This window comes from Haloarcula rubripromontorii (assembly GCF_001280425.1).
GTDB lineage: Archaea > Halobacteriota > Halobacteria > Halobacteriales > Haloarculaceae > Haloarcula > Haloarcula rubripromontorii.
Genome location: NZ_LIUF01000004.1, coordinates 250,694 through 274,483 on the forward strand (window position 1 = coordinate 250,694; position 23,790 = coordinate 274,483).

Below are 23,790 nucleotides of genomic sequence, written 5' to 3' on the forward strand. Positions count from 1 at the left end.
ACAGAGACGGCGGCGTAGCCGAACTGTTTTGACCGTACGCCACGGAGTACCACTGTGGAGATTGCCACCGCCTCGATGGATGACGTGGACACCATCGTCGACCTGTGGGTCCGACTGGCGGAGAGCCAGCGTGCCCACGGGTCACATCTGTTCGGGGACCGGAACCGGACCGCAGTCCGAGAGACTGTCGTACAGCGCATCGTCGCCGAAAACGTCTGTATCGCCCGTATAGACCGACACGTCGTCGGGTTCGTTATGGTCACCATCGACAGCGGCCGGTACGAACAAGATAAGACGCGGGGCATCATCGAGAATATCTTCGTCGAACCGGTCCACAGGAACCGAGGAATCGGCAGCGAACTGCTCGATACGGCGGAAGAACTACTCCGCCAGGCCGGTGCGGATATCCTCGCGCTGGAAGCGATGGCTGACAACGAGTCCGCCCGACAATTATATCGCGCACACGGCTACACACCACATCGGATCGAGTTCGAAAAGCCGACCGAAAACGATACTCTCTAAACGGTCCCCACACAACGCTGGTATGCAACCGCGCCAGGGGAGCTTGGGTGGTCCAAGCACTCGACTTGTAATCGAGAGTTCGTGGGTTCAAATCCCACCCCTGGCTTCGCCAGTTCGGTTCGGAACCTGACATTGGACCCCGATCTGAGCCCATCGTTTTTCGATTCAGTCTCGGGCACATAGGTCTACAGCGTGTTTCTTCAGCGCGGCCCGTTCGCCGACCACTGTGACACAGCACCACCTTCGAGGCAGTCTCCAAATGTGGCTGTTTTTGGATGGAAATGCGACTAACAATACAATATGAACGTACGCTCTTGTGAAGTACATTGTTGGTGAGTCAGAGAACTTCTCGGATAATCTGTTTCAGTGCTTCTCGTCCCGGTTTGCGGAGGACTCGTCGCCGAAGTTGGAACGGTCTGAGATACGCTGTCAGTTTGTCTTTTGAGACACCTCGGTGCGGCGAGAGCCACCGTCGCGCCAGCGACGCGTGGCTCTCGCACGTGTTCACGTGTGCGTCTTCATCAACGTACTCGCCGTCACCGTGAATTACTGATTCTCGGTGGAAGCTCTCGTCATCGTCGAGTGGATCGTAGGCCCGAAATCCGTCCGTGTAGACGGTCAGCGACTCCTTCTCGTGGTTGTCGAGAAGGAGTCGCACGGTCGCTTCATCGGTGGATTTCGCTGGGACGACGTATCGCTGACCGCTGCCGCGATCAACGAGCGTGAACACTGGCGGTTTGTCTCCCTCATACGTTCCTCGTCCGCGTTTCGAGAGAGCACGCGAGCGCGACTCTTGGTCGCGCTCGCGGCCTTTCTTCCCAGCAGAGACGTAGAACTCGTCAATCTCGACCGGGCCAACGAGGTTGATGGCTGGCGCGTCGAGCGTTCTGGCGAACTGCTCGACGCGCCGGCGAAGCGAGCGATACGAAACGTCAATTTCAGCGTCTAGCTGGCGGATACTCGTATTGAACCGGAGGAACGAGTAGAACGCGAATAACAGCTTGTCAAGGCCGATCTTCGCGTGCGCGAAGATCGTGCCGGTCTTGTCGTTGAACGTGCGGTCGCAATCCTTACAGAGATACCGTTGATACTCTCGATAGCTGCCGTGTTTGRTCACCGATTCAGACCGGCAGCGCGGGCAACAGAGGCCCTCGCGCCAGCGAACCTGCTCCAGCAGGTTCGCGGCGCTCTCCTCTGAACTCAGCAATTCAAATGGGAACATTGCGTCCGGGTGACGCGTTCGCGTCACCCTTGCCCGCTACGCTTTCACAGCGACAGCTCTACCCGACCAACAATCTGCTTCGGAAGAGCGTATACGATATATAAATTAGCAGAATTAATAGATGATTGGAAACGTGGGCTGAGAGAGGATCCTTCAGGAATCTGCGTACACCTAAATCGAAGTACTTGATATCATCAAGGATAGGGGGACTCCCACCCTTGATGTGGCTACCGGACGAACTCCATATTATCTACTGATGTTCGATAACATCCTCGTCCCGACTGACGGAAGCGACTGTGCACAGGCAGCTGTCGGGTACGCCGCAGATCTGGCGAGACGCTATGACGCGAGAGTACACGCGCTCTGTGTGGTCGATTCCAGAACGCTCGAAAATGCCCCGCAGTACGACCAAACCAAGAAAGAACGTGAGGAGGTCGCTGAAAGGACCTGCGATGACATTTCTGTGAGTGACGTACCCGTTGAACAAGCTGTCCGTACTGACATCCCACACAAGGCGATTCTCAGGTACACGACCGAACAGGACATCGATCTCGTCGTGATGGGGACACACGGTCGGACCGGCGTCGAACGGTATCTACTCGGGAGTGTCACCGAGAAGGTTGTCCGGCTCTCGGATGTGCCAGTATTAACGGTCAAGGCGGAAGACGACGGCAAGGTTACGTACCCCTACACCGACATCTTGGTGCCGACCGACGGAAGTGAGGGATCTGAGGCCGCTATTGACCCAGCTGTCGATGTTGCAAGCACCTACGATGCTCGCCTCCATGCCCTCTCGGTCATCGATACGATGGCAATGGGCATTGATGTCCGTTCAGGTGCAATCCTCGACGCACTCGAAGAATCGGCCCAATCCGCGGTAGAAACCATCGAAAAGCAAGCGACCCAAGCGTCCGTGTCTGCAGTCGAAACCGAGATCGAACACGGGAGTCCCTACCGAGGGATTCGTTCCTACGTTGAGGAGCACGATATCGATCTCGTCGTAATGGGAACCCACGGACGCAGCGGTATCGAGCGATACCTTCTCGGAAGCGTGGCTGAAAAGACAGTGCGCACGTCACCAGTTCCTGTCATGACCGTTCGCCAGTCAGAGTGAACCAGCGGTCAGGAATCTCTTTTGGACTGTCTCACGGCGTAGAATCTACCGTTCTCAATACTGACTCCGTCCTGAATCGCCCCTATGGTCAAAGGGTACCCTGCTTCTGTACTCGACGCTGACCACTAAGTCGCCCCCCAGCGTACTTCCGATAACTAATGGCTGTCTCCGCTTCGACGGACACCGAATCCTGGTATTCGCGGGGGTTAAGCCAGATTTACGACTCTCTTGACGCCGATTCAGATGGTCTCTCGACCGAGGAAGCTGAAAGCCGACGCTCTGAACACGGCCCAAATCGCCTCCCAAAGGCAAAGCCGGTCACCGTGTGGCAGATCTTCCTCCGTCAGTTCAAGAACCCGCTCATCTACATTCTCGCTATCGCGGCAATCGTCTCGTTCGCCATTGGCGAAGAGACTGACGCTGGATTCATCGCCCTGGTGCTGTTGATCAACGCTCTTGTCGGGGGCATCCAAGAGTGGCGTGCGGAACGCAGCAGTCAGGCACTTCAGCAACTCGTCCGTACCCGCGCGACGGTCATCCGCGATGGGGAGACACGCGACATCGATGGGGAAGACGTGGTTCCGGGCGACGTCGTCCTCCTTGAATCGGGCTATCGCGTTCCTGCAGACATTCGTCTGGTCTCCACGCATGGTCTGGAAATCGACGAGTCGGCACTCACTGGTGAATCAGCACCCGTTCTGAAAGACGAGGAGTGGGCAGGCGACGACCGTGCTTCACTCGGGGATCGGCGCAATATGGCCTACGCTGGCACTGTGGTTAATCGGGGACGGGGACGTGGTATCGTCGTCGAAACGGGTGCGGACACGGTCGTCGGCCGACTGGCAGAGGACGTTACGGCCGTCGAGGGTGGGCAACCGCCACTCGTGACGCGCATGGAGCGGTTCACCCGTATTGTCGGTCTTGTCGTCCTCGTCGCCGCGGCGCTCACAGCGCTTCTCGGGATTTTCGTCCAGCAGTACGATGCCGTGGAGATGTTCCTGTTCGCCGTGGCACTGGCCGTGTCGGCGATTCCTGAAGGGCTTCCTGTTGGGATTACGGTCGCGTTGGGCGTCGCTAGCCGACGAATGGCGAAAGTCGGTGTCATCGTTCGTCGCCTAGTGGCTGTCGAGGGGCTTGGCAGCTGTACGATGATCGCGTCGGACAAGACGGGGACGCTGACGGCGAACGAACTGACCGTCAAACAGGTGCAACTTCCCGATGGAAGCACGTTTGAGGTGACCGGCGAAGGGTATGCTCCAGAAGGGAACATCCTCCAAGACGGTCATCCTCCGAAGCCAGACCTCGCCGATGAGTTGTCTCGTCTCGCCCGAGCGTCTGTGCTCTGCAACGAGGGCCACCTGTCTCGACGGAACGACGAGTGGACGTGGCGCGGTGACCCGACTGACATTGCCCTCCTCGCCCTCGGTCGCAAGCTCGGGTGGTCTCGCCAGTCGGCGCTCGATGCGCATCCACAGATCGACGAGATTCCCTTCGAGCCCGAACAGCGCTATGCGGCGACGTTCCACCGGACAGACGACGAGACGCGGGTATTCGTCAAGGGCGCGCCCGAGCGTGTTCTGGAAATGTGTGCGGATGCAAGCGAGGGCGAATTTTCACAGCCAGCCCTCCAGCAACAGGCAAACGAGATGGCCCACAACGGGTACCGCGTGCTCGTTGTTGCGGAAGGAACAGTGGAGACCGACGGGGACCTGGGACAGCCGCCTTCCGAACCAACCGACCTGACGTTTCTGGGCTTTCTCGGGCTGATCGATCCACTTCGAACCGGTGTCGAGGAGGCGATTGCGTCGGCGCAGCAGGCAGGTATCACAGTCACGATGATTACCGGAGACCATCCGGAGACGGCACTCGCCATCGCCCGTAATCTCGGACTTGCCGAGTCGTCAGACGAGGTTACCACTGGTGCCGAACTCATGGACGCCTCGCAAGAGAAACTCGAAGAAATCCTCGAAAAGACCCTGGTGTTCGCACGCGTCTCGCCGGACCAGAAACTCAAGATCGTCGAAGCTGCCCGAGGGATGGGACACTACGTAGCCGTCACGGGTGACGGGGTCAACGACGCACCGGCGCTTCGACAGGCAAACATTGGGATCGCTATGGGGAAGATGGGAACCGATGTTGCCCGGGATGCGGCCGAACTCGTCATCAGCGACGACAACTTTGCGACGATAGTCGCCGGTATCGAACAGGGCCGTGTCGCGTTCGACAACATCCGCAAGGTGATTTTCTTGCTTATCTCCACCGGCGCTGGCGAAGTCGCCCTCGTCCTGTTGAGCCTGGCGGCCGGACTGCCACTCCCGCTGGTGCCCGTCCAGATCCTCTGGCTGAACCTCGTCACGAACGGGATTCAGGACGTCGCCCTCGCCTTCGAACCCAAGGAGGGAGACGTATTGAATCGTCCACCACGCTCGCCGGACGAACGAATCTTCAATCAGATTATGATCGAACGAACGCTCGTCGCCGCGCTGGTGATCGGCGTGATCGGGTTCGGGACGTTCGTCTGGTTGCTGGACCAGGGGCTCTCGGAGGCTGCCGTCCGCAACCACCTGCTCCTCCTGGTAGTCCTGTTCCAGATGGTTAACATCGGTAATGCCCGATCCGAGACGACGTCGCTGTTCCAACTCTCACCGTTCCGGAGCCCGATATTGCTCACCGGGACGATTACAGCGTTCCTGGTCCACCTCGGGGCGATGTACTTCCCGCCCGCTCAGGCGGTCCTCGGAACCGCACCTGTCGCGCTGGAACAGTGGCTCGTTCTCGGCGGGATTGCCCTGACCATCGCTGTCGCTATCGAACTCCACAAACTGAGCTGGAAAGCGCGGTACCCCCCACGCTCTGAGACAGAGGGACAATCACCCTCGAAAACTCACGACAAAGAAGTGTAGGGATCGAAGGGTGTTGGTACCTCAGTCCTACTCCTCGCCCCGAACAGTTAGTACGGGAACAGGCGACCGTCGAACCACTCGTTCGGCGACGCTTCCCATAACGACCCGGTCGAGACCGGTTCGACCGTGGGTCCCCATGATGACCATGTCGATGCCGTGCTCGGAGACGTATGACAGAATCTCTTCGTGCGGATTCCCCTCTGCGATCTCTGTCACGACCGTCAGACCAGCCTGCGTTCCGGCCACCTCGACATCTCGTACTGCTTGGCGACCTTCGTCTCGGAGTGTTTCGAGTAACGGTCCAGAACGGGCTAATCGGGTATCGACGACGTACAGGGCGTGAAGAGTCGCATCCCACTGTGACGCGATTTCTATGCCGTGCTCGAGCGCGGCGTTCGCTCCATAACTTCCGTCTGTCGGAACCAAGATGTCGTCGTACATACCCTCCCTTAGAACGGAGGCGCTATCAAGGCTACACCGGTAACGGCTGTCCGCGTCATCGCTACGCCCACCTGACCTATATTCTCTATCTATTCATCACCGAACGAAAAGCCGTGTTGGAGTCTATTTGATGGGACAATCCTCTGTGGAATCATCATAGACCTATTGAATCAAGTTATGAGATACCACTTGGATATTTCCCGTGCTTCCGGTAGTGGGCAACGACCTTGAGGAATGCACCAATGTGCAGTCCGACGATGATGACGATCGAGAGCGCGTAGAGGAGGTGAAGTGGATCCTCTGTCGGGCCCCCGCCTCGAAGGAAAGTCTGGTCGTAGATATGTACCGTAAAGAGCCAGAACATGACGTACGTTCCGTGGCTCTGGTGCCACTTCCAGGCTTTGGGCCCCATGAGTCGATACGCCCAGATGTTCGACGTGAACAGGAGAACAACAGCGATTACAACACCGACGAGAGCAGCGAACGCCCACGCGCTCATGCCCACCACGAATCCGACGACGTCCCACCCGAACAACTGGAACACCAAGAGCACGTGTCCCAGAGACCAGATTACGAACCAGATGCCGAGTTCAGATCGAAAGTACAGCGGGAAATTCCCCTCGAACCGCTGATTGATCGACGGCCAGATCTTCGTCACCGGCCCGATAATCAGTACCAGAAACAGAAGGAACCAGGGAACGGCGGCGATGATCCGCGAAAACCTGTATCCGGCGGCCCACAACAACGCTGCTAACGCGAGACTTCCAACGACGACGGCAGCGTGGTGATTGCCGCGATTGAACGGATCGACGGTCATTTCCATCATTATCGTTCACGCTCAACAAAAAATCACCGTGCATTGGGGTAGATGCCGGCGACCCCGACTAAATTGGAATAGTGGAGATCGCCCATTCAGCATCGACCATCCTCTTCTGTTCCATTGATTCAGTATGAATGGTGTATGGTATCTCGATGAGGTGTCTCTCCAATGTGCTGATCTCCTCGTAATGACCACTGCCCCCCGACAAAACTAACCACCAACCGACGGAAGTTTCAGTTATCTACTCGGATGGTTGCTGAACTAGCACTAACGACGGATCTTGCGATTATCCTCGTGGCGGCAGCCTTCGTCGCAATTTTCGCACATCAGACCGGCCAGCCCACTCTCGTCGGCTATCTCCTCACCGGACTGTTGCTCGGCCCCGCCGTTCTCGGCATCGTCGAATCCGGTGAGATCACCACAACGATGGCCGAACTGGGGCTGGCGTTCCTGTTGTTTCTGTTAGGGATCAAGATGCGAATCGAGGAGATACGGCCCATCTTTCACCCCATCATCAAGATATCGCTCCCGCAGATGGCCCTCGTCTTTCTCGCCGGACTGGGCACCGCGATGGTACTCGGGTTTCCCGTCTGGGAAGCCCTGCTGATTGGGGCGGTCGTAATGTACAGCTCGACCGCGGTCGTCATCAAGATGTTGACCGACAAGGACGCGGTCACATCCCTCCCGGGGAAGATAGACGTCGGCGTCCTTCTCGTTCAGGATGTTGTCGTCGTGGTTCTACTCACACTATTGGCTTCAGGTCGCCCCGAGAGCGCAGCTGATCTCGGCATCACACTCCTCACGATCTTCGGTCTGGTAGCCAGTATCGGGGTGATAACTGTCGCGGCTACGCGACATCTGTTGCCCGAACTGTTCCGGCGTATCGCGGACGATAAAGACGCGTTCTTTCTGGTCGCAGTTGCGTGGGCATTCCTGTTCATTCTCGTTTTTGACGAGCTCGAGCTCTCCATCGAAATGGGTGCATTTCTAGCCGGTGTGTCACTCGCGCAACTCCCGTATAGTACGGAACTCCGCGACCGCATCTCTCCACTAACGAATCTGTTCATACTGATATTCTTCGTCTCGATCGGGTTGCAGCTGGAGGCAGGAGACCTATTCGTGTACTGGTGGGAGGCCGTTGTCGCCGCCTTCGTCCTGATTCCGGCCAAGTTTCTCATCTTCTTCACACTCCTCGACTGGCAGGGATTCAGCCTCGAGACGACGTTTCTCGGCAGCGTGAACATGATTCAAGTCAGCGAGTTCGCGCTCGTTGCCGGAGCCGTTGCAGTCGCCGAAGGATTCGTCGGGGAACCCATCCTCGGCTTTCTCAGCCTGCTGGCCGTGCTTACGATGAGCATCTCCGTATATGTCATCAAGTACAACCAGCAACTGTACGAGCGGCTGTACCCGTTCTTGAGTCGCTGGGAGACGGCTGGCAAAGAAGGCGTGATCGAACAGAAGCGCTATCGAGACCACGCGGTCGTGATCGGGTACGACGAGTTGACACGGGGTGTCCTCCCTCGGCTTGAAGAGTTCTACGACGACGTCGTCGTCATCGACCGAAAAGTCGCACACATCGAGGAGCTCGAAGACGCCGGGTACGACGTCGTCTATGGCGACTTTCGCCACGCCGAGATTCGGAACGAGAGCGGGCTGAAACGGGCCGATTTCGTTCTCTCGTCGTCAGCCGAACCCGATGTGAACAAGGCGCTACTCGCAGATGTCAGCGAGAGAACGACGGTTTTCGTCGAAGCCGAGTGGCCCCAGGATGCTCGTGAGCTCTACGATCACGGTGCCCATTACGTCGTGTTGAGCCCGCAACTCACCGCCGAACGGCTCGCAGAGTACCTTGACGCGTACTTCGAGGACCGTGAGGTGTTCAGTGTGGCTGCAGAGACCGATATCGTGAACTCACGACGTTCTGGCACGGTTTCCGGGCCGGGCGGGGATTCGGACGGTGGTTTCGGTGAGTGAACTCCTCACTGCGCTCTCGGTGGTCTTTGTCATCGGCGGAGCGTTCCTCTTCGTGGCACATCGGTTCAAGCTACCGATTGTTCCCTTCTTCATCTTTGCAGGAATCGTCGCAGGTCCATTCGTCGAGGAAGAACTCACGCTCGAACTCGCTCGCTATGGTATCGTCTTGCTCGTATTCACGTTCAGCGTGCAGATCCAGTTCGAGTCGGTCAGAACGGTGCTCAGTGACAGCGAGGTCATCGCTCTCGGACAGACCGTGGTACTCGGTGGGATTGGAGTCATTGTTAGCGTGTTGATCGGTCTTCCGGCCGACCAGGCACTCTATATCGGTATCGCTGCTGCACTCTCCTCGACCATCGTCGGGACGGGGCTCCTCCGGACGGGGCGGTACAGAAATCTCGTCTACGGACGATTAGCCGAGTCGATCCACTACGTCCAGGATCTCATTGCGATCCTCCTCATCCTCGTCTTGAGTGCCGAGACGTTTGCCGCCGACCCCGTTGCAACGCAACTGGGGTATGGTGTCGTTCTAATCGGGGCCGCCGTCATCGTCAACAGACAGCTCTTCGATCTTCTCGGCCGAGTGTCGGGAGGATCCGACGAACTTATGCTCGTTAGTGTCATCGCTCTTCTCATCGCGTTCCTCGGCGCGGCTGAATTAGCCGGCGTCTCTCTCGCCGTCGGGGCGTTCGTCGCCGGCCTTGCAGTTCGCCGGGATCCGACCGAACATCTCGGGATGCTCAACGGTCTCCAATCGATTCGGGACTTCTTCACAGCCATCTTTTTCGTCACCCTCGGGACACTCGTGACCGTTCCAACCGTCGAGGTGATTATCATTGCGGGGCTCCTCACGATCCTGACAGTACTTGTCAAACCAGCAGTCACTATCTCCCTTTTACTGTACAAAGGCTACGAGGCGCGGTCAGCGACGCTCACGAGCCTCAATCTCGTGCAAGTGAGCGAGTTCGCTCTCATCATCGCCATCGAGGGACTGGTTGTCGGGATGCTAGCGCAACCAGTGTTCGCTGCCATCATTCTCGCGGCGACGGTGACAATGCTCACTTCTAGTCTCACCAGTCGCTATGACGAACGAATCTACCGGACACTCTCTGACCGTGGGCTTCTAAGAAAACAGTACGAGAAGGTTGACGAACGGAGCGCCGTGCCCGACGATATTGCCCACCACGTCATTATTGTCGGCTACGGTAGACAGGGGCGACGCCTCGTCGAAACGTGTGAAGCAAGCGATAGACCGTACGTCGTCGTCGAGAACGACCCTGTTCTGTTGCAGGACCTAGAATCGGAGTGTGAGGCGTATGTCTTCGGTGACGCGATGGAACAGTATACTTGGACGAAGGCGAATGTTGAACGCGCAGAACTCGTCGTTTCGACTGTGGACTCGAACAGTGTCTCCAATTGGATACTGGCGCTTGCAGAGGACGGAGACGTTGACATCGTCCTTCGTGCTCGAACGGTCTCGACAGCCCGTGACCTAATAGAACGGGGGGCGCTCTACGTGAGTGTCCCAGAGGTTCTGGCTGCTGAGCAGCTCGTCGAACACGTAGAGGCGGTGGCGGCAGGCGAGATCTCGGGGTCTGAAATACGAGCGGACTCTCTGGCGGAACTCGAACAACGGGCAGAGTCTGAGTATTACACCACGGCGGACGAGATCAAGGCAATGCGATGAGGGACCGGCCGGACGCAATCGATAGAACAGAACCGTGAGTGTGCATTTTCGGATCGGATGATTGAATCGGCCTTATTGAAACCCTCAATCGGTGATAAATTCCAGTATCCGTGCTGAATATAGGGCGCGAATCTTGCACAGCCGAACGATTCCACGCGGCATTTTTTATTCGTAAAGTCAGCGCCTGGTAGTGGTACAGAGAGGCGAGAACTGACTGCTCCCGTTCGCTATCGTAAGGTTCGATGGAACACCCCGAGAGATAATACCTGGCAGTGCAAACTTGTAGCATGAACTCTACCCTTGACGACATCAGGTTTCTCGCGGATTCGACGAACCGTGTCGACGCGCTCGTCGCATTACGCGAGGGGCCGTGTGACCGGGACGACCTGCAGGCGACGACCGGGGCGTCCGCGGCTACCGTCGGGCGTATCCTCGGTGACTTCGAGGAGCGGGGCTGGGTCGGTCGCGACGGTCACGAGTACGAACTGACGAAACCCGGTGCCTTCGTCGCGGAACACTTCACGAACTTCTTCGACCGGATGAACACGGAGCGACGCCTCCGCAACGTCTGGGGGTGGCTCCCGAGCGAGGTGAACGGCTTCACGCTGGAGATGATCGCCGGGGCGGTCGTAACGGTCGTTGAGCCCGGCGATCCGTACGGACCGGCAAACCGCTGTGCGCAACTGTACCGGGAGACCGAGTGCCTCCTCGGGTTCGACGCCGCTCTGACGGCACCACACCACTTCGAGGTCCTGTACCACCAGATCGTCGAAGGGATGGACACGGAGATCGTCTTTCCGCCCGCAGTCTCGGCAAACATCGCATCGACGTACCCGGAGAAGGCCGCTGAAGTGTTCGGAAGCGACTCGTTTACGCTCTGGTTGCACGACTCTCTGCCGCTCTTCAGGATCCTCATCTACGACGACCGCATCGGGATCGGCGGGTACGATCCCGACAGCGGGGTGTTGCAGGTGTACGTTGACACCGACGCACCCGAAGCACGTGAGTGGGCGATATCGACGTTCGAGTCGTATCGCCAGGAGGCCCGGCGTGTCACTCCGGACCGAGTCTCCTCGGAAGCCAGCGGATAGGGACACGGTGTGAAACCCCGACACGCCCTGAAAGTCCCACGTGGGTCCGCGTCGTTTCACTAAATAGGTATTTGGACCGATTTCGCATCTGTATGCGTACCCGGGGAACCATCCGCACGATGCCGATGGATCCGGGGTGAATTACCAATGACACAGGAAAGCAACCGGCCCCCGGATCACGACCCGGTCGACGTGGAAGACCGCCAGATGCCGCTATACGGCCGCTACGGGGACGCACCCAGGGAAGCGACGATCACTGACCGGGCGAAGACGACCAGCGGGACCGAGACGGACCCGTTCCACGGCGTCATCGAACCGGGGAGCCGGGATTACGGGATCGCCTGGGAATTCGGTATCCACAGCGCCGTCGGGGGGTTCCACGACGCCCCGAATCCTGGTGACATCCTCTGTGCGGCCCTCGCTGCATGCCTCGATTCGACCATTCGCATCGTCGCCGGACGGCTCGACGTCACGCTCGAGCACCTCGCAGTAGAGGTCACCGCGGACGTGGACGTCCGTGGAACACTGGTCGTCGAGCAGGACGTCCCGGTCGGCTTTCAGGAGATGCAGTGCCACGTCGACATCCGGACGGCGAACGGCACGGACCCCGAACTCGTCAAGCAGCTCATCGACGCTGCGGAATACAGTTGTGTGAACCTCCAGACGCTACGCTCCGGCGTCCCGGTGGAGACGAACGTGGACGTGGACCAAGGGTAAACTCCCTGACGTTCATGTCCCCCAATTCCAACGAGACGATGGACGAGTCCGAGAGGACCATCGATGTCGAGTTCACGTCTGACGAGTACGACCGATTGGTCGAGGTAGCGGACGATCCCGCTGCCATCGTCCGGAGCGCGACGATGGCACGGGTGAACCTCGCCGAGGCTATCGCGTACACCGAGGCGGGGGAGTTCGCCGGACCGGAGGGCTTCGCGAAGCTCGCCAATCAAGACATGCCGTCGTGGCCCTACGGGGCGCTGGCCGGCCTCGAAACCGTCGCGATCGACGAAGGCGAGTCCCGCTGGGCGATGCACATCGGACCGGAACACGCCAACCCGATGGGCACGGTTCACGGCGGTGTGCTCTGTGACTTGGGCGACGCGGCGATGGGGACTGCCTACATGAGCACGGTCGAGCCGGACGAGTCGTTCACGACCGTTGATCTCGCGGCGAATTTCCTTCGGCCGGTCCGGACCGGGCGGATCGAGGCCGTCGGGCGCGTCGTCCACCGGGGACGGACTATCGGCCTCGTCGAGTGTGACATCACCAACGAGGAGGGGGAGCTTGTCTCCCGCCTGTCGAGTACGTGCCTCACTCTCCGCGAGTAGGTGACTCCCACGTTACCGTGACCGAGATGTGTCGCCCTCATCGGTGCGGGCTGGGAAGTGGGTAACCGACACTCCGATCGATTCTCCCAGGCCCTCAAACGGGGAGCAACCTGCCCCTTCCTCCCCTCGCCGAAACGCTAAGATACTCGCTATCCTACATCATGCATGAGATCAGGCATCGACAATATCCAGTTCTTGGCCAACTCGGCCCACCGAGTCGGCGTCCTCGAAGTATTGCGCGACGGACCAACCGACCGTCCGGAGTCGTGTGAAGAGGAGCACAATAAAGCACATAATCCATAATGCGGCTCTCGCCCTAAGGGAAATGCAATGAGTTTCATCGCCGAGTTCGAGGTCGCTTCACCAATCATGCGCGAGAGCGCGAAGGCGGTCCCGGCCATGGTGTTCCGCACTGAGGACCTCCATCTTGGCGAGAATGCGAAGTTCGTCTTTTGGGCCTCCGGCAATGATTTTGACCAGCTTGAATCGGCACTCGTGACCGACCCCACCATCAAGGACTACACCCTGCTTACCGAACTCAGTGACCGGCGGTTGTACCGAGTGACACTCACCGACAAGGGGAAACAAGCGATGACCTATCCGGCAGCAACGGAGTACGATATCGTGTTTCTCGATGTTGCGGCGACACACGAAGAGTCCCGAATTCGTGCCCGGGTGCCGACACGCGAGGCACTGAAAGCGTATCGAGACGCGTGTGAGGAGCGAGGAATTCCTTTCCACCTTGACCGGCTCTATCGTGAAGAGCCCGACGACCTAACTACCCGCTACGGATTGATGCCGGCCCAACGAGAAGTGCTCGTGCGAGCGCACGAACGGGGCTACTTCAACGACCCACGTAGTATCACGCTCGAAGAGTTAGCCGAGGAGTTCGATGTTACCCCGTCTGCACTCGGGCGGCGGATGCGACGTGCGCAGGACGCGCTCATCGAGCACACACTTCGCTCAGAGAACTAATATCGGAGGGCTGACTCAAACCAAACCGGGATGCTATTTAAACTCGCAGATAGCGACTAGAGAGCCTCACCTGTGTACGGTCCTCAGTCATGAGTAGATGAGTTCACGCGAGACCGCTGTCGAGTACGCGTACAATGAGAACCAAGCGCCGAGCGAAGCGGTCGTCGCCGCCGTTGCGGCCGCATGCAACCGTGACCCGCTGGAGATGGACCCACTCTACGAGTCCATCGATCCGGATGCGTTGAACGCTGTCTTCCGTTCCCGCCCCAACACTGATTCGGATCCCGGCGACATCCATATTGAATTCCGTATTGACGCCGGCCACGTTACAGTGACCGCAGAACACGTTCGCGTCCACAATACCGATGACGCGTGAGCCGGCTGATCGAGACACGAAACCAATGAGCGACATGGCTAATTCGGAGAGCGGTCAGGCAATCCGGGAGACGTATACCGAATACCCGCAGGGCGACCACACGATTGCCGAAATCGGCGATCCAGCCAACGAAGACGCGTGGATAACCTCGACCCTCACCTACACTATTGAACCGTAGCGCAATGTCGGATCCTCATCCAATAGATGACGTCGAATCGTTACGATCCGCTCTCACGGAGCTACTGGAAGAAGCAGAGTGCAATGACGTAGAGATCGAGGGTGGGTTGACGATTCGAACGACGACCAGTCAGCACCCCGATTGGGAAGTCCAGGTCTGGCAGATTGAATAAATCTTTGCCCCTACACCAACGGGTCTAATTGAGAGTTACGTCCGATGAAATTGCTTTCGATGATCAGTCGTAGCGGCCATGCTGACTTCATCCTCTCTATTCAGCAGTCCATTTCTCTCAGAATCACGGACATTTGCCCACCTCGTGTGAAATAGCGAGGCTTCGCTCTAGATTGTGAACGATGCACTTGATGGCGAGTTCGCGGAACTGCTTCAACCAGCGGTGTGACCAAACGAATGCCCCGGATTTCTGTTAGATCGTCGCGTTGACTGTCTTGTTCATCTTCCGCCTGTGGTAGAGGTCGCTGTTTCAGTCGAGCATTCCATGCCTTGTGGAGAGATGTGTACTCCCGGTGTTTGATCAGTGGTCGAATATCGTGGTCAGGGGCGAGCTGCCGGAGCTTCTGGTCGTCATATCCCTTGGCACCGGTCAACACCGCGATGGAGGTGATGTTCCGCTTCACTACCTGCGTTGCAATCTGCGTATCGTGTTTCCGGGTCGTCGTTACGTGAATGTCGAGAATAACATTGATCGCTGTATCGACCAACAGCGCCGTCTTCAATAGCTGGATGGTGAGGTTCGTTCGCTTCGTGTAGTGGGTTGGTGCATGCGCCCGGTCAAACCCGGGAACATCAATACCGGTGATACCGTTGAGCGGTAAGTCCGCGAACGAGACGTTCAGCAGCACCCGCCAGACGACCATCTCCAACCGGTTGAACGCCTTGCAGAGTCTCGAGGGTGCAGGTAATCGAATCGAGGTCAAAGGCGTCTCGAATGCACGGCATCTCGATGCGTTTGTCAACAAGTCGCGGTACGCCGTTGTCTTCTTGATCTTCAGAAAGGACAGAACAGAACGACGTGTTGTCGGAGTACAAATCGCTTCCGTGAATATCGGGTTGAGAACCGTGTAACAGCACGTCGAGCCAGCACCATAGCACGCTCAACAAATCAGAAAGGACGTGATTACGGGAGGTATCCATCTTATCTTCCGGTAATCACTCGTCATGTTTCTCAGAAAGGGTTTCAACAAAGCCATTGAATCCATTCTCGTTCCCGTATTACCGACAGTAGACGACTCTCATCCAGTATCTTGTCGTACGGTGAGGACGGGCGCATCGCTCGTGCGCAAGACCCTCTCGGTGACGCTTCCAAGTAGATGACGGCGTATCCCCGAGCGCCCGTGTGTTCCCATTGTTATGAGGTCGATCCCGTGAGCACTGACGAAATTATTGATTACCTCGTGGGGTATTCCGGGCTGCACGTGGGTTGTGAGGGAGACGTCGCGGTCCGATGCTCGCTCCGAAACTGCTTCAAGCACCTCGACTGCTTCGTCACGAAGCGCGTCACCGATTGGTGGAAGTCCCGTCTCACCTTCGATCACACAGAGGACGCGTACTGAGGCTTCCAACCGTTCTGCAATGGATATTCCGTGTTCGACCGCAGCAGTCGCACCAGGGCTCCCGTCTGTCGGGATCAGAATCTTATCGTATCCCTCTCGCTCTCGACCGATTGCATGTGGTGGGACTGCTACCACGGGATCGTTACTCAACCGAATCACGCGCTCGGTGACACTGCCGAGGAGGACACGACTCAGCCCACGTCGCCCGTGCGTGCCCATGACGATGAGATCGATGTCGTTCTCTGATGCATAGGAAAGGATCGCCTCGTACGGGGTTCCCTGCTCGATGACCGACTGGCATGAAAGGTCAGACTCCTGCTCGAAGAGCTCCTCGAGGTGAGAAATGGCGTCTTTGGCCTGTGCTTTCGCAAGTCGTTCATCACGTTCTCTCTCACCAGTGACGCTAATGACGTGGACGGACGCGCCGAATGCTTCTGCGATCACGAGTCCATGGCGAGCGGCAGCTTCTGCGGATGGGCTTCCGTCGGTCGGAACGAGTATTCGGTCGTACATAGCGGAGTCTTAGCGCCCGTCGTACTATGTTTTTGCTTCACATGGTATACGACAACATAGCTTATGCAGTTGCCTCCACTATCTCAAGCGTATGGACGAACGACAGAACGCCAGCGCTTGCCAACCGTCGAGCGACCCGACGACGAGCGCTACAACCGCTCGGAACCTGCCCGATGAGGACCGTCGCCGTCTGTTGACTGCGATGGGTGGTGTCGGAGTCACCGTGCTTGCGGGCTGTCTCGGGGACGGCGAGAGTGACGCCGCCTCGTACACCGTGGTATTTCTCGACCAGGACGGACGGACCGAGGTCGAGATATCCGAAGACGAGAAACTGCTGTACCCGGCACTCGACGCCGATGTCGAGATTCCGTACGCGTGTGAAGTGGTCAGATGTGGACAGTGTACGGGGAAGTACGACGGCAACGCCAACGAGGTAGTCACCCACGACGGGAACCAGTTCCTCGACGAGGACCAGATCGAGGCGGGGTGGCTGCTAACGTGCGTCGCGTATCCCAGAGGCAATTTCGAACTCGAAATTGCCCATCCAGACGAAGAGTGATCCATCTCATACGTGACTGGGTTATTACCCGAGAATCCACCACTCACCGTGTCAGAACCGATTCTATTCGAGGGAGAAGCTCTGATTCTCTGTGTGTGTTCTCGCTGTGGACCTGTACAGCTACCACCGCAAAAACGGCGGTGAGCAGTTATCCGATTTCGAGTTCGCCACCGTCTTCTCCATCTTCCGGCCATTTGAGTTCGAACTCGATGCTCAACTCTTTCGGCCCGTTGGTCGGTCCTTCGCGTTCGGCTTTCACCTCGAACGTCGGCTGAGGAGGAGGAGCGAGAGTCACGGAGTCCCCATCTGCCTGAAGCGTAACCGCATCACCAGCGTTGAGCTTATCGACGACAGTCTGAAGATACGATGCGATTTCTTCCCGGCTCATGCGCTGCTCTGATTTAAACAGGACTTCCTCTGGCATACAGCGAGTGATTACGTGACGAGGGTTATTAAGCAGATGTGGCGACCTTCTATCTTCGAGGTACTCAATCCTCAGTCCCAGCTTCTTGTTGTCCAGTAACCTCGTCAGGCGTGAGCCGGAAGAATCGGAAATCTAGCGTAAGCGGATGACTGTCATACACGTCCACGAACGGAATTCTCACTCGCTGCATCGCCTCGGTAACGTCGGGGTCAAGTGCTGATTTCGTGATTTCGTCCAGTCTACCGGTTGCGATGACGCTTCGCCAGCCACGGTCGGTTTCGTCGTACGTAACGAATGCAATCTCCCTGTCTTCATCGAGGATATCTCTCTTTCCGGCATCCTCGGGACCGACGGCAAGCCGGAAATAGAAATTCCCAGTATCTGGGTCGTATCCATACGAAATTGGCCGGGTGTACGGGGGGCCATCGCTCGGTGGAGTGAACGAAATGACGCCGGTCCCACCACTACCTAAGAATTCGTCCTGTTCTTCCTTACTCATCCGTACCGAGCGGATATCTTCCATACGAATATTTTCGAGGTCGGTCGTCAAAAGTAGTGTCTCCAGTTCGGTGCTCACGTCTCAATCCATATCTTTTCCCGGCAGTTGATGACGATCAGACGCTATTGGGCGACGGAACTGTTGGCAGGACCTCCCCGATAACCCCCAAGTGTGGCGAGAGTGAATACCCGGTAATGAGCGACCTCCCACACAGCCGTTCAGCCGAAGATGTCCTGGCGGATTTCGATGCCTCTGCCGAGGGACTGACTTCGGGGGAGGTCAGACAACGGCTCGCGGAGTATGGCGAGAACGAGGTCGTCCAGGCTAGCGAACGAACGCTGCTATCGATCTTCCTTGTGCAGTTTAACAGCGTGCTCATCTGGGTGCTGCTGGCAGCGGCCGTGCTGTCGGCCTTGGCCGGCCACGCCATCGACGCCGTACTCATCACCGTCATCGTCGTCGTTAACGGAATCTTCGGATTCGTCCAGGATTACCGCGCCGAACAGAGCCTCGAAGCGCTCCGTGAATTGACTGCGCCGACGGCGACCGTCCGACGGGACGGAACGACTGTCGAGGTCGCTGCGACCGAACTCGTACCCGGTGACGTAATCGAACTGGAAAGTGGCGATGTTGTTCCCGCCGATGGACGGCTGCTCGAAGATGTTGACCTCGAAGTTGATGAGGCGGCGCTCACCGGTGAGAGTGCACCGGTCTCGAAGTCGCCGGAGCCTGTCGATCCCGATACACCGCTCGCCGAGCGCGAGAACATGGTGTTCAAAAGCACGAACGTCACGCGTGGCAGAGGAGTCGCTGTCGTCACTGCGACGGGGATGGACACCGAAGTCGGGTCGATCGCACGGGAGCTTGCGGCCACCGAGGAGACACGGACGCCGCTCCAGGGGGAACTGGACGAACTCGGCCGCCGGCTCGGCATCGGCGTGTCCGTACTGGCCGCGCTCGTGATCCCGCTGTTGTTGATGCGGGACACGCCACTCGTCGAAGCAGGGCTCACCGCGGTGTCGCTGGCGGTCGCCGCCATTCCCGAGGGGCTGCCGGCTGTGGTGACATTAACCCTCGCGCTCGGGGTGCGGACGATGGCGGACGAGAACGCGCTCGTTCGACGTTTGCCGGCGGTCGAAGCGCTCGGCTCGGTGGACGTCATCTGTACCGACAAGACTGGAACGCTCACCGAGGGACAGATGACCGTCAGCAGGGTGTGGGTGAACGACTCGGTCGTCGAACTCGACGAAACTGGCGTTGAACCACCGTCCGACCGCATCGACCTGTTGTTACGTGCTGGGGTACTCTGCAACGACGCCACCGCCGATACAGGTGATCCGACCGAGCAGGCGCTGGTCGAGGCCGCCGAGAATCACAGGATCGACGTCGAAGCACTCCGCAAAGAGCACCCCCGAACCGACGAGATTCCGTTCTCCTCTGAGCAGAAGTGGATGGGAACCGTCCACGGCGACGTGGGGTACGTCAAGGGCGCCCCGGGGGTCGTCCTGTCGAAGTGTTCTCGCGTGCTCACCGACGACGGACCGGCCGACCTCACCTCGGAAGGAGCCGACCGCGTCCACGACCAGGTCCGGACGTTCGCTGACGACGCCCTTCGTGTACTCGCGGTCGCCTACACGGAAAACCCAGAGACGCTCTTGTGAAGTACATTGTTGGTGAGTCAGAGAACTTCTCGGATAATCTGTTTCAGTGCTTCTCGTCCCGGTTTGCGGAGGACTCGTCGCCGAAGTTGGAACGGTCTGAGATACGCTGTCAGTTTGTCTTTTGAGACACCTCGGTGCGGCGAGAGCCACCGTCGCGCCAGCGACGCGTGGCTCTCGCACGTGTTCACGTGTGCGTCTTCATCAACGTACTCGCCGTCACCGTGAATTACTGATTCTCGGTGGAAGCTCTCGTCATCGTCGAGTGGATCGTAGGCCCGAAATCCGTCCGTGTAGACGGTCAGCGACTCCTTCTCGTGGTTGTCGAGAAGGAGTCGCACGGTCGCTTCATCGGTGGATTTCGCTGGGACGACGTATCGCTGACCGCTGCCGCGATCAACGAGCGTGAACACTGGCGGTTTGTCTCCCTCATACGTTCCTCGTCCGCGTTTCGAGAGAGCACGCGAGCGCGACTCTTGGTCGCGCTCGCGGCCTTTCTTCCCAGCAGAGACGTAGAACTCGTCAATCTCGACCGGGCCAACGAGGTTGATGGCTGGCGCGTCGAGCGTTCTGGCGAACTGCTCGACGCGCCGGCGAAGCGAGCGATACGAAACGTCAATTTCAGCGTCTAGCTGGCGGATACTCGTATTGAACCGGAGGAACGAGTAGAACGCGAATAACAGCTTGTCAAGGCCGATCTTCGCGTGCGCGAAGATCGTGCCGGTCTTGTCGTTGAACGTGCGGTCGCAATCCTTACAGAGATACCGTTGATACTCTCGATAGCTGCCGTGTTTGATCACCGATTCAGACCGGCAGCGCGGGCAACAGAGGCCCTCGCGCCAGCGAACCTGCTCCAGCAGGTTCGCGGCGCTCTCCTCTGAACTCAGCAATTCAAATGGGAACATTGCGTCCGGGTGACGCGTTCGCGTCACCCTTGCCCGCTACGCTTTCACAGCGACAGCTCTACCCGACCAACAATCTGCTTCGGAAGAGCGAAATCATAACTCCGCGCTGTCACTGACTCAGGACAGGCACCATCGCTGGAGAGACCATATCCCATTCGAGGTCTGCAGGATTATACCATACCGAGCGGTCATCAAAGACGTTACTCACAGTCTTCATCACTGCTTACAGCAGCTTCGCTTCGATGTACCGGTCGATATTCTCATCGTCGTCAAGTTCAGCAAGCGTGTCCAGCGCCCCTTCCATCGAGTCGAGGTCCTCGGCGGTGAAGTCGTCCTGCTGGGCTACCCGCCCCAGACTCACGAGGAGTTTGATCTTGCTCACGTCCGTATCTAGACCCATCACTTTCGTCACGACGTTCTCGTCGTCGGGACCGTCGAGACGGACGAACGCCGGCGGGACCGCCGCGTGTAAGACTGCGGAGACGTGGAGGTCCGCATCAGTGGCATCGGCCGGGATATCGCTGAGCATCTGACCCACAAGGTCGGCGTCGTCGTCAGCTTCGGCGTCCACGACATTACGGACGAATGCCCCCGTATTGACCCGCCGGAGGTCACGCTCCTCGTCGACCGTGACGCGGATCAGTCGCAAGTCTTCGTTGGGGAACGAGCGAGCGATGTCGTCGCGGTGGAGACAGACATCGGCGCCGTACTCGCCTACGTCGAGGGCAGCGAACGGGTCCGCGAGGTCGAGGTCGTCAACCGCTTCCTGTTCGAGGTCTTCGCCGTCGAGAAGATACGCGTCGGGGGATCCTGTTAGTTCCTCTGTGGGGTCGTACGGATGGTCTCGAAGCACGAGCATGATGTGGCCAGTGTCAAACTCTGTTACGCGCCACGCCGGCGTTTGACGCACGCGATCGGGCCCGCCGAACTGTTCGGCGACCGACTCGGAGACGACTGTTATCCACGAGAGTTCGTCGACGTGGGCCGGAATCGGGCGACCATCCGGCACGACGCTCTCGTAGCCGCCGTGTCCATCGGTGATAGAACTCCAGACGTACTCTGGGTCGACGAGAGGGACGAGTGCGCCGACCAGGTCCACGAGTTCCTCGATTCTGGTGTGATACACGGTGTCTTCGTGTAGACTCCCATCTATCTCGGTCGTCTGAAAACTAATACTCGCACGCCCCCACTGCGCTTCGAGTTCGTTCTCTGGTGTGGTGAATCCGACGCGAAGCGTCATCCCGGCCTCGGTCCAGAAAGTTAGCTGCCCGCTCTCTGCCTGGTCGAGGGTCTCCAGCGCGTTTTCTGTGGCATCGTTCGTCCGAGACTCGGTGCCAACTTTGTATCTCGCGACCTGGCCTGTCCGACCGTCGTGCGTGGTCGTCAGACCCTGTTCAAGACACCGTTCGTGGAGTGCTCTGACGTTGGGCGTCTCGTCGGTCACGAACCCGATATGGTATGGTACGTCCATGTTATCCGATAGTCGATGTCTCGTCTGGGGAGACGAACCTGAGGTCACTGTCGGGATCGAACCCGTCGGCGAAGTCCGCATCTTCGATTGCTCTCGAGATAATATCGTTCGAGCGAGGGTTTTCCGTCGGCGTCACAATGACCATTTCGTCTCGATTTCGGGAGACCACGTTGAATTTGTTACGGAGGTCATCGTATAAGTTCTCGCGATAATCGCCCACTGGTGGGACGCTGTCATAGTCCTGATTCTTTGATTCCACACCGATGGTCCTCCCATCCGTGGATTCGATGTCAATGTCTACTTCGGATTCTCGACGCCCCTCACCCGGTATGGTCGCACTCATTCCATCATCGCCATCGACCGACATATCTTTCACAACCACGTTGTCGTTGTTATCCATCAGGTCAGTGGTAATGTCGACCTCTTGATCGAGCCCTTTTAATTGCGTGTCACTATTGACCCCGTTCTTGATCGCACTGTCTAGTCCGCCGACCTCGGACTCTGCAATCTGGTCGATGTCCTTCTGTACGTCGGCGACGTCACGCGTGGCGATGTCGGAGTTACGGTAACTATCGTAGGATGTCAGGAGGTCGTCGACCTCGCTGTCGGTGAGGACGCTGTGTTTCCGACTGCCGAGGTCCGTCGCACCGTTGGTAACTCTGACGCCGTCGGCGCCGAGGTCGTTGACCATGTCCACCGCGGCCTGTTGGCTGTCTCCGTCCAGTGTTTCGACCGCGTCGACAGCGTCACTGAAGTCTTCCTCGACATCGATGTCGGGATCGTTACTCGCTTTCGCGAGTCCGGCCCGGAAATCGGCTTTATCGTCGTCAGACAGGCAACTCCCACTCGCGAGTGCCGCCATAGAGCGAGACGGTGCGTTCACCGAATAGTAGGCCTCGTCAGTCAGCGATCCGGCACCACCGAGACTCGACCGCCCGGGGCCACACCCGAGAGACATGATGTCGTCGAAGGTGTCGCTGTCCGTCCGCGCCGCGAGTTTGGTTGCGTCGTCACCGTTGCGGGCCAGCATGTCGTCGAACTCCTGCTTCCCGTCCGAATCTAGCCCGTCGTACCGTCGCAACGCCGTCCCGAGTTCGTCACCGTCGACCTCGCCGCTATCGTACGCTCTGGTGAACCGCCACTGCGTGTTGGGGTCCATCTCCAGCAGCACGTCGGCGGCCTCGCGGTCGCCGTCGGCGAGGTCGTTCAGCGCCCGACGGCCCTTCGGCCCGGTGTTCTCGAAGAGGTCCGCGGCTTTCAGCGACGCATCGTCGACGTCGGTGTTGCCCAGGTAGTCCGACCCGTCGCTGTCGAGGCGGTCGAACTGCTCGGTGGTCCGCTGGCGCCGCGGCCCGGGCATGTCGTTTAATTTTGCGCTCATGCGCCCGGTCGGCACGTCGGCGTCGGGGACCGCATCGTCGACCTTTCCGGCCCGTCGCAGCGCCGTCGGCTTGATCCCGTTTGGCACCCGACTCGGGACCGCCGAATCGGCGGCGTCGACCAGCCGTCTGAGTTTCGAGGAGCTACGCAGCCCCTTCTGGAGGACACTTCCACTGCCG

21 protein-coding genes, 1 tRNA gene and 2 pseudogenes are annotated in these 23,790 nt (G+C 58.4%); 14 read left to right on the forward strand and 10 right to left on the reverse strand.

The window, feature by feature from the left end; translation table 11 throughout:
* Positions 1 to 54 precede the first annotated feature (54 nt).
* Positions 55 to 522: a GNAT family N-acetyltransferase gene (locus tag AMS69_RS13605; RefSeq protein WP_202904552.1), complete on the forward strand. Its 468-nt coding sequence runs from the start codon at positions 55 to 57 to the stop codon at positions 520 to 522.
* 32 nt (positions 523 to 554) lie between these two features.
* Positions 555 to 628: transfer RNA gene (locus AMS69_RS13610), tRNA-Thr, on the forward strand.
* Positions 629 to 859: 231 nt separating this feature from the next.
* Here the strand turns inward: AMS69_RS13610 and AMS69_RS13615 are convergent.
* Entirely contained in the window at positions 860 to 1,744 is an 885-nt protein-coding gene (locus AMS69_RS13615; protein WP_053968878.1) for an IS1595 family transposase, read from the reverse strand.
* A 256-nt stretch (positions 1,745 to 2,000) separates the two neighbouring features.
* Here AMS69_RS13615 and AMS69_RS13620 point away from each other — a divergent pair, with 256 nt between their 5' ends.
* Both AMS69_RS13620 and AMS69_RS13625 read left to right on the forward strand, forming a co-directional pair.
* Complete coding sequence (locus tag AMS69_RS13620) at positions 2,001 to 2,858, forward strand: universal stress protein (RefSeq protein WP_053968613.1); 858 nt, start codon at positions 2,001 to 2,003, stop codon at positions 2,856 to 2,858.
* Between the two features lie 158 nt (positions 2,859 to 3,016).
* Positions 3,017 to 5,761 carry a cation-translocating P-type ATPase gene (locus AMS69_RS13625; RefSeq protein ID WP_053968614.1) on the forward strand — a complete coding sequence of 915 codons (2,745 nt, stop codon included), beginning with the start codon at positions 3,017 to 3,019 and terminating at the stop codon, positions 5,759 to 5,761.
* Positions 5,762 to 5,788: 27 nt separating this feature from the next.
* Here AMS69_RS13625 and AMS69_RS13630 read toward each other — a convergent pair whose 3' ends face one another.
* Both AMS69_RS13630 and AMS69_RS13635 read right to left on the reverse strand, forming a co-directional pair.
* Positions 5,789 to 6,202, reverse strand: coding sequence for a universal stress protein (locus tag AMS69_RS13630; protein WP_053968615.1), 414 nt, complete (start codon positions 6,200 to 6,202; stop codon positions 5,789 to 5,791).
* Positions 6,203 to 6,377: 175 nt separating this feature from the next.
* Positions 6,378 to 7,019, reverse strand: coding sequence for a hypothetical protein (locus AMS69_RS13635; protein WP_053968616.1), 642 nt, complete (start codon positions 7,017 to 7,019; stop codon positions 6,378 to 6,380).
* 252 nt (positions 7,020 to 7,271) lie between these two features.
* Between AMS69_RS13635 and AMS69_RS13640 the strand changes: the two genes are divergently transcribed.
* The 8 genes from AMS69_RS13640 to AMS69_RS20680 all read left to right on the forward strand — a co-directional run bounded on the left by AMS69_RS13640 (position 7,272) and on the right by AMS69_RS20680 (position 14,631).
* Complete coding sequence (locus tag AMS69_RS13640; RefSeq protein ID WP_053968617.1) at positions 7,272 to 8,996, forward strand: cation:proton antiporter domain-containing protein; 1,725 nt, start codon at positions 7,272 to 7,274, stop codon at positions 8,994 to 8,996.
* Positions 8,989 to 10,683, forward strand: coding sequence for a cation:proton antiporter domain-containing protein (locus AMS69_RS13645; protein ID WP_053968879.1), 1,695 nt, complete (start codon positions 8,989 to 8,991; stop codon positions 10,681 to 10,683). Before AMS69_RS13640 ends, AMS69_RS13645 begins: the two co-directional genes overlap by 8 nt.
* 287 nt (positions 10,684 to 10,970) lie before the next feature.
* Positions 10,971 to 11,774 (forward strand): helix-turn-helix transcriptional regulator, encoded by an 804-nt coding sequence (locus AMS69_RS13650; RefSeq protein ID WP_053968618.1) that lies wholly within the window; start codon positions 10,971 to 10,973, stop codon positions 11,772 to 11,774.
* Between the two features lie 147 nt (positions 11,775 to 11,921).
* A complete protein-coding gene (locus tag AMS69_RS13655; RefSeq protein ID WP_053968619.1) occupies positions 11,922 to 12,491 on the forward strand; it encodes an OsmC family protein in 570 nt (189 codons plus the stop codon).
* Between the two features lie 38 nt (positions 12,492 to 12,529).
* Positions 12,530 to 13,102, forward strand: a complete 573-nt coding sequence (locus tag AMS69_RS13660; RefSeq protein WP_162230989.1) for a PaaI family thioesterase — start codon at positions 12,530 to 12,532, stop codon at positions 13,100 to 13,102.
* 330 nt (positions 13,103 to 13,432) lie between these two features.
* The gene (locus AMS69_RS13665; RefSeq protein WP_053968620.1) at positions 13,433 to 14,077 is read left to right on the forward strand and encodes a helix-turn-helix domain-containing protein; all 645 of its coding nucleotides are present in this window, start codon (positions 13,433 to 13,435) and stop codon (positions 14,075 to 14,077) included.
* 97 nt (positions 14,078 to 14,174) lie between these two features.
* Positions 14,175 to 14,453: a HalOD1 output domain-containing protein gene (locus AMS69_RS13670; RefSeq protein ID WP_053968621.1), complete on the forward strand. Its 279-nt coding sequence runs from the start codon at positions 14,175 to 14,177 to the stop codon at positions 14,451 to 14,453.
* 25 nt (positions 14,454 to 14,478) lie between these two features.
* Positions 14,479 to 14,631 carry a hypothetical protein gene (locus AMS69_RS20680; RefSeq protein WP_202904553.1) on the forward strand — a complete coding sequence of 51 codons (153 nt, stop codon included), beginning with the start codon at positions 14,479 to 14,481 and terminating at the stop codon, positions 14,629 to 14,631.
* 295 nt (positions 14,632 to 14,926) lie between these two features.
* Here AMS69_RS20680 and AMS69_RS13680 read toward each other — a convergent pair.
* Together AMS69_RS13680 and AMS69_RS13685 are read right to left on the reverse strand one after the other, a co-directional pair.
* Positions 14,927 to 15,736, reverse strand: a pseudogene (locus tag AMS69_RS13680) (transposase).
* 145 nt (positions 15,737 to 15,881) lie between these two features.
* On the reverse strand, positions 15,882 to 16,715 hold the full coding sequence (locus AMS69_RS13685) for a universal stress protein (RefSeq protein WP_053968623.1): 834 nt from the start codon (positions 16,713 to 16,715) through the stop codon (positions 15,882 to 15,884).
* Between the two features lie 91 nt (positions 16,716 to 16,806).
* Here AMS69_RS13685 and AMS69_RS13690 point away from each other — a divergent pair, with 91 nt between their 5' ends.
* Positions 16,807 to 17,274, forward strand: a complete 468-nt coding sequence (locus tag AMS69_RS13690; protein WP_053968624.1) for a 2Fe-2S iron-sulfur cluster-binding protein — start codon at positions 16,807 to 16,809, stop codon at positions 17,272 to 17,274.
* 148 nt (positions 17,275 to 17,422) lie between these two features.
* Here AMS69_RS13690 and AMS69_RS13695 read toward each other — a convergent pair whose 3' ends face one another.
* Positions 17,423 to 17,698, reverse strand: a complete 276-nt coding sequence (locus tag AMS69_RS13695; protein WP_053968625.1) for an amphi-Trp domain-containing protein — start codon at positions 17,696 to 17,698, stop codon at positions 17,423 to 17,425.
* A gap of 64 nt (positions 17,699 to 17,762) precedes the next feature.
* A complete protein-coding gene (locus AMS69_RS13700; RefSeq protein ID WP_053968626.1) occupies positions 17,763 to 18,221 on the reverse strand; it encodes a pyridoxamine 5'-phosphate oxidase family protein in 459 nt (152 codons plus the stop codon).
* A 170-nt stretch (positions 18,222 to 18,391) separates the two neighbouring features.
* On the opposite strand from AMS69_RS13700, the pseudogene AMS69_RS13705 reads away from it, so the two are divergent.
* A pseudogene (locus AMS69_RS13705) lies at positions 18,392 to 19,840 on the forward strand (cation-translocating P-type ATPase); the annotation flags it as partial.
* 35 nt (positions 19,841 to 19,875) lie between these two features.
* Here AMS69_RS13705 and AMS69_RS13710 read toward each other — a convergent pair.
* The 3 genes from AMS69_RS13710 to AMS69_RS13720 form a co-directional block, all read right to left on the reverse strand.
* On the reverse strand, positions 19,876 to 20,760 hold the full coding sequence (locus AMS69_RS13710; protein WP_053968371.1) for an IS1595 family transposase: 885 nt from the start codon (positions 20,758 to 20,760) through the stop codon (positions 19,876 to 19,878).
* A gap of 223 nt (positions 20,761 to 20,983) precedes the next feature.
* Positions 20,984 to 22,231 (reverse strand): hypothetical protein, encoded by a 1,248-nt coding sequence (locus AMS69_RS20895; protein WP_238378436.1) that lies wholly within the window; start codon positions 22,229 to 22,231, stop codon positions 20,984 to 20,986.
* Between the two features lies 1 nt (position 22,232).
* On the reverse strand, positions 22,233 to 23,699 hold the full coding sequence (locus tag AMS69_RS13720) for a hypothetical protein (RefSeq protein ID WP_238378444.1): 1,467 nt from the start codon (positions 23,697 to 23,699) through the stop codon (positions 22,233 to 22,235).
* Between the last annotated feature and the right edge of the window lie 91 nt (positions 23,700 to 23,790).

Bases quoted from the DNA above. Each gene is read 5' to 3' on its own strand.
- AMS69_RS13710 (WP_053968371.1), bottom strand. From the start codon at position 20,760: ATGTTCCCATTTGAATTGCTGAGTTCAGAGGAGAGCGCCGCGAACCTG.
- AMS69_RS13665 (WP_053968620.1), top strand. From the start codon at position 13,433: ATGAGTTTCATCGCCGAGTTCGAGGTCGCTTCACCAATCATGCGCGAG.
- AMS69_RS13640 (WP_053968617.1), top strand. From the start codon at position 7,272: ATGGTTGCTGAACTAGCACTAACGACGGATCTTGCGATTATCCTCGTG.
- AMS69_RS13635 (WP_053968616.1), bottom strand. From the start codon at position 7,019: ATGACCGTCGATCCGTTCAATCGCGGCAATCACCACGCTGCCGTCGTC.
- AMS69_RS13690 (WP_053968624.1), top strand. From the start codon at position 16,807: ATGGACGAACGACAGAACGCCAGCGCTTGCCAACCGTCGAGCGACCCG.
- AMS69_RS13700 (WP_053968626.1), bottom strand. From the start codon at position 18,221: ATGGAAGATATCCGCTCGGTACGGATGAGTAAGGAAGAACAGGACGAA.
- AMS69_RS13695 (WP_053968625.1), bottom strand. From the start codon at position 17,698: ATGCCAGAGGAAGTCCTGTTTAAATCAGAGCAGCGCATGAGCCGGGAA.
- AMS69_RS13655 (WP_053968619.1), top strand. From the start codon at position 11,922: ATGACACAGGAAAGCAACCGGCCCCCGGATCACGACCCGGTCGACGTG.
- AMS69_RS20680 (WP_202904553.1), top strand. From the start codon at position 14,479: ATGAGCGACATGGCTAATTCGGAGAGCGGTCAGGCAATCCGGGAGACG.
- AMS69_RS13620 (WP_053968613.1), top strand. From the start codon at position 2,001: ATGTTCGATAACATCCTCGTCCCGACTGACGGAAGCGACTGTGCACAG.
- AMS69_RS13650 (WP_053968618.1), top strand. From the start codon at position 10,971: ATGAACTCTACCCTTGACGACATCAGGTTTCTCGCGGATTCGACGAAC.
- AMS69_RS13660 (WP_162230989.1), top strand. From the start codon at position 12,530: ATGGACGAGTCCGAGAGGACCATCGATGTCGAGTTCACGTCTGACGAG.
- AMS69_RS13625 (WP_053968614.1), top strand. From the start codon at position 3,017: ATGGCTGTCTCCGCTTCGACGGACACCGAATCCTGGTATTCGCGGGGG.
- AMS69_RS13670 (WP_053968621.1), top strand. From the start codon at position 14,175: ATGAGTTCACGCGAGACCGCTGTCGAGTACGCGTACAATGAGAACCAA.
- AMS69_RS20895 (WP_238378436.1), bottom strand. From the start codon at position 22,231: ATGGACGTACCATACCATATCGGGTTCGTGACCGACGAGACGCCCAAC.
- AMS69_RS13685 (WP_053968623.1), bottom strand. From the start codon at position 16,715: ATGTACGACCGAATACTCGTTCCGACCGACGGAAGCCCATCCGCAGAA.
- AMS69_RS13630 (WP_053968615.1), bottom strand. From the start codon at position 6,202: ATGTACGACGACATCTTGGTTCCGACAGACGGAAGTTATGGAGCGAAC.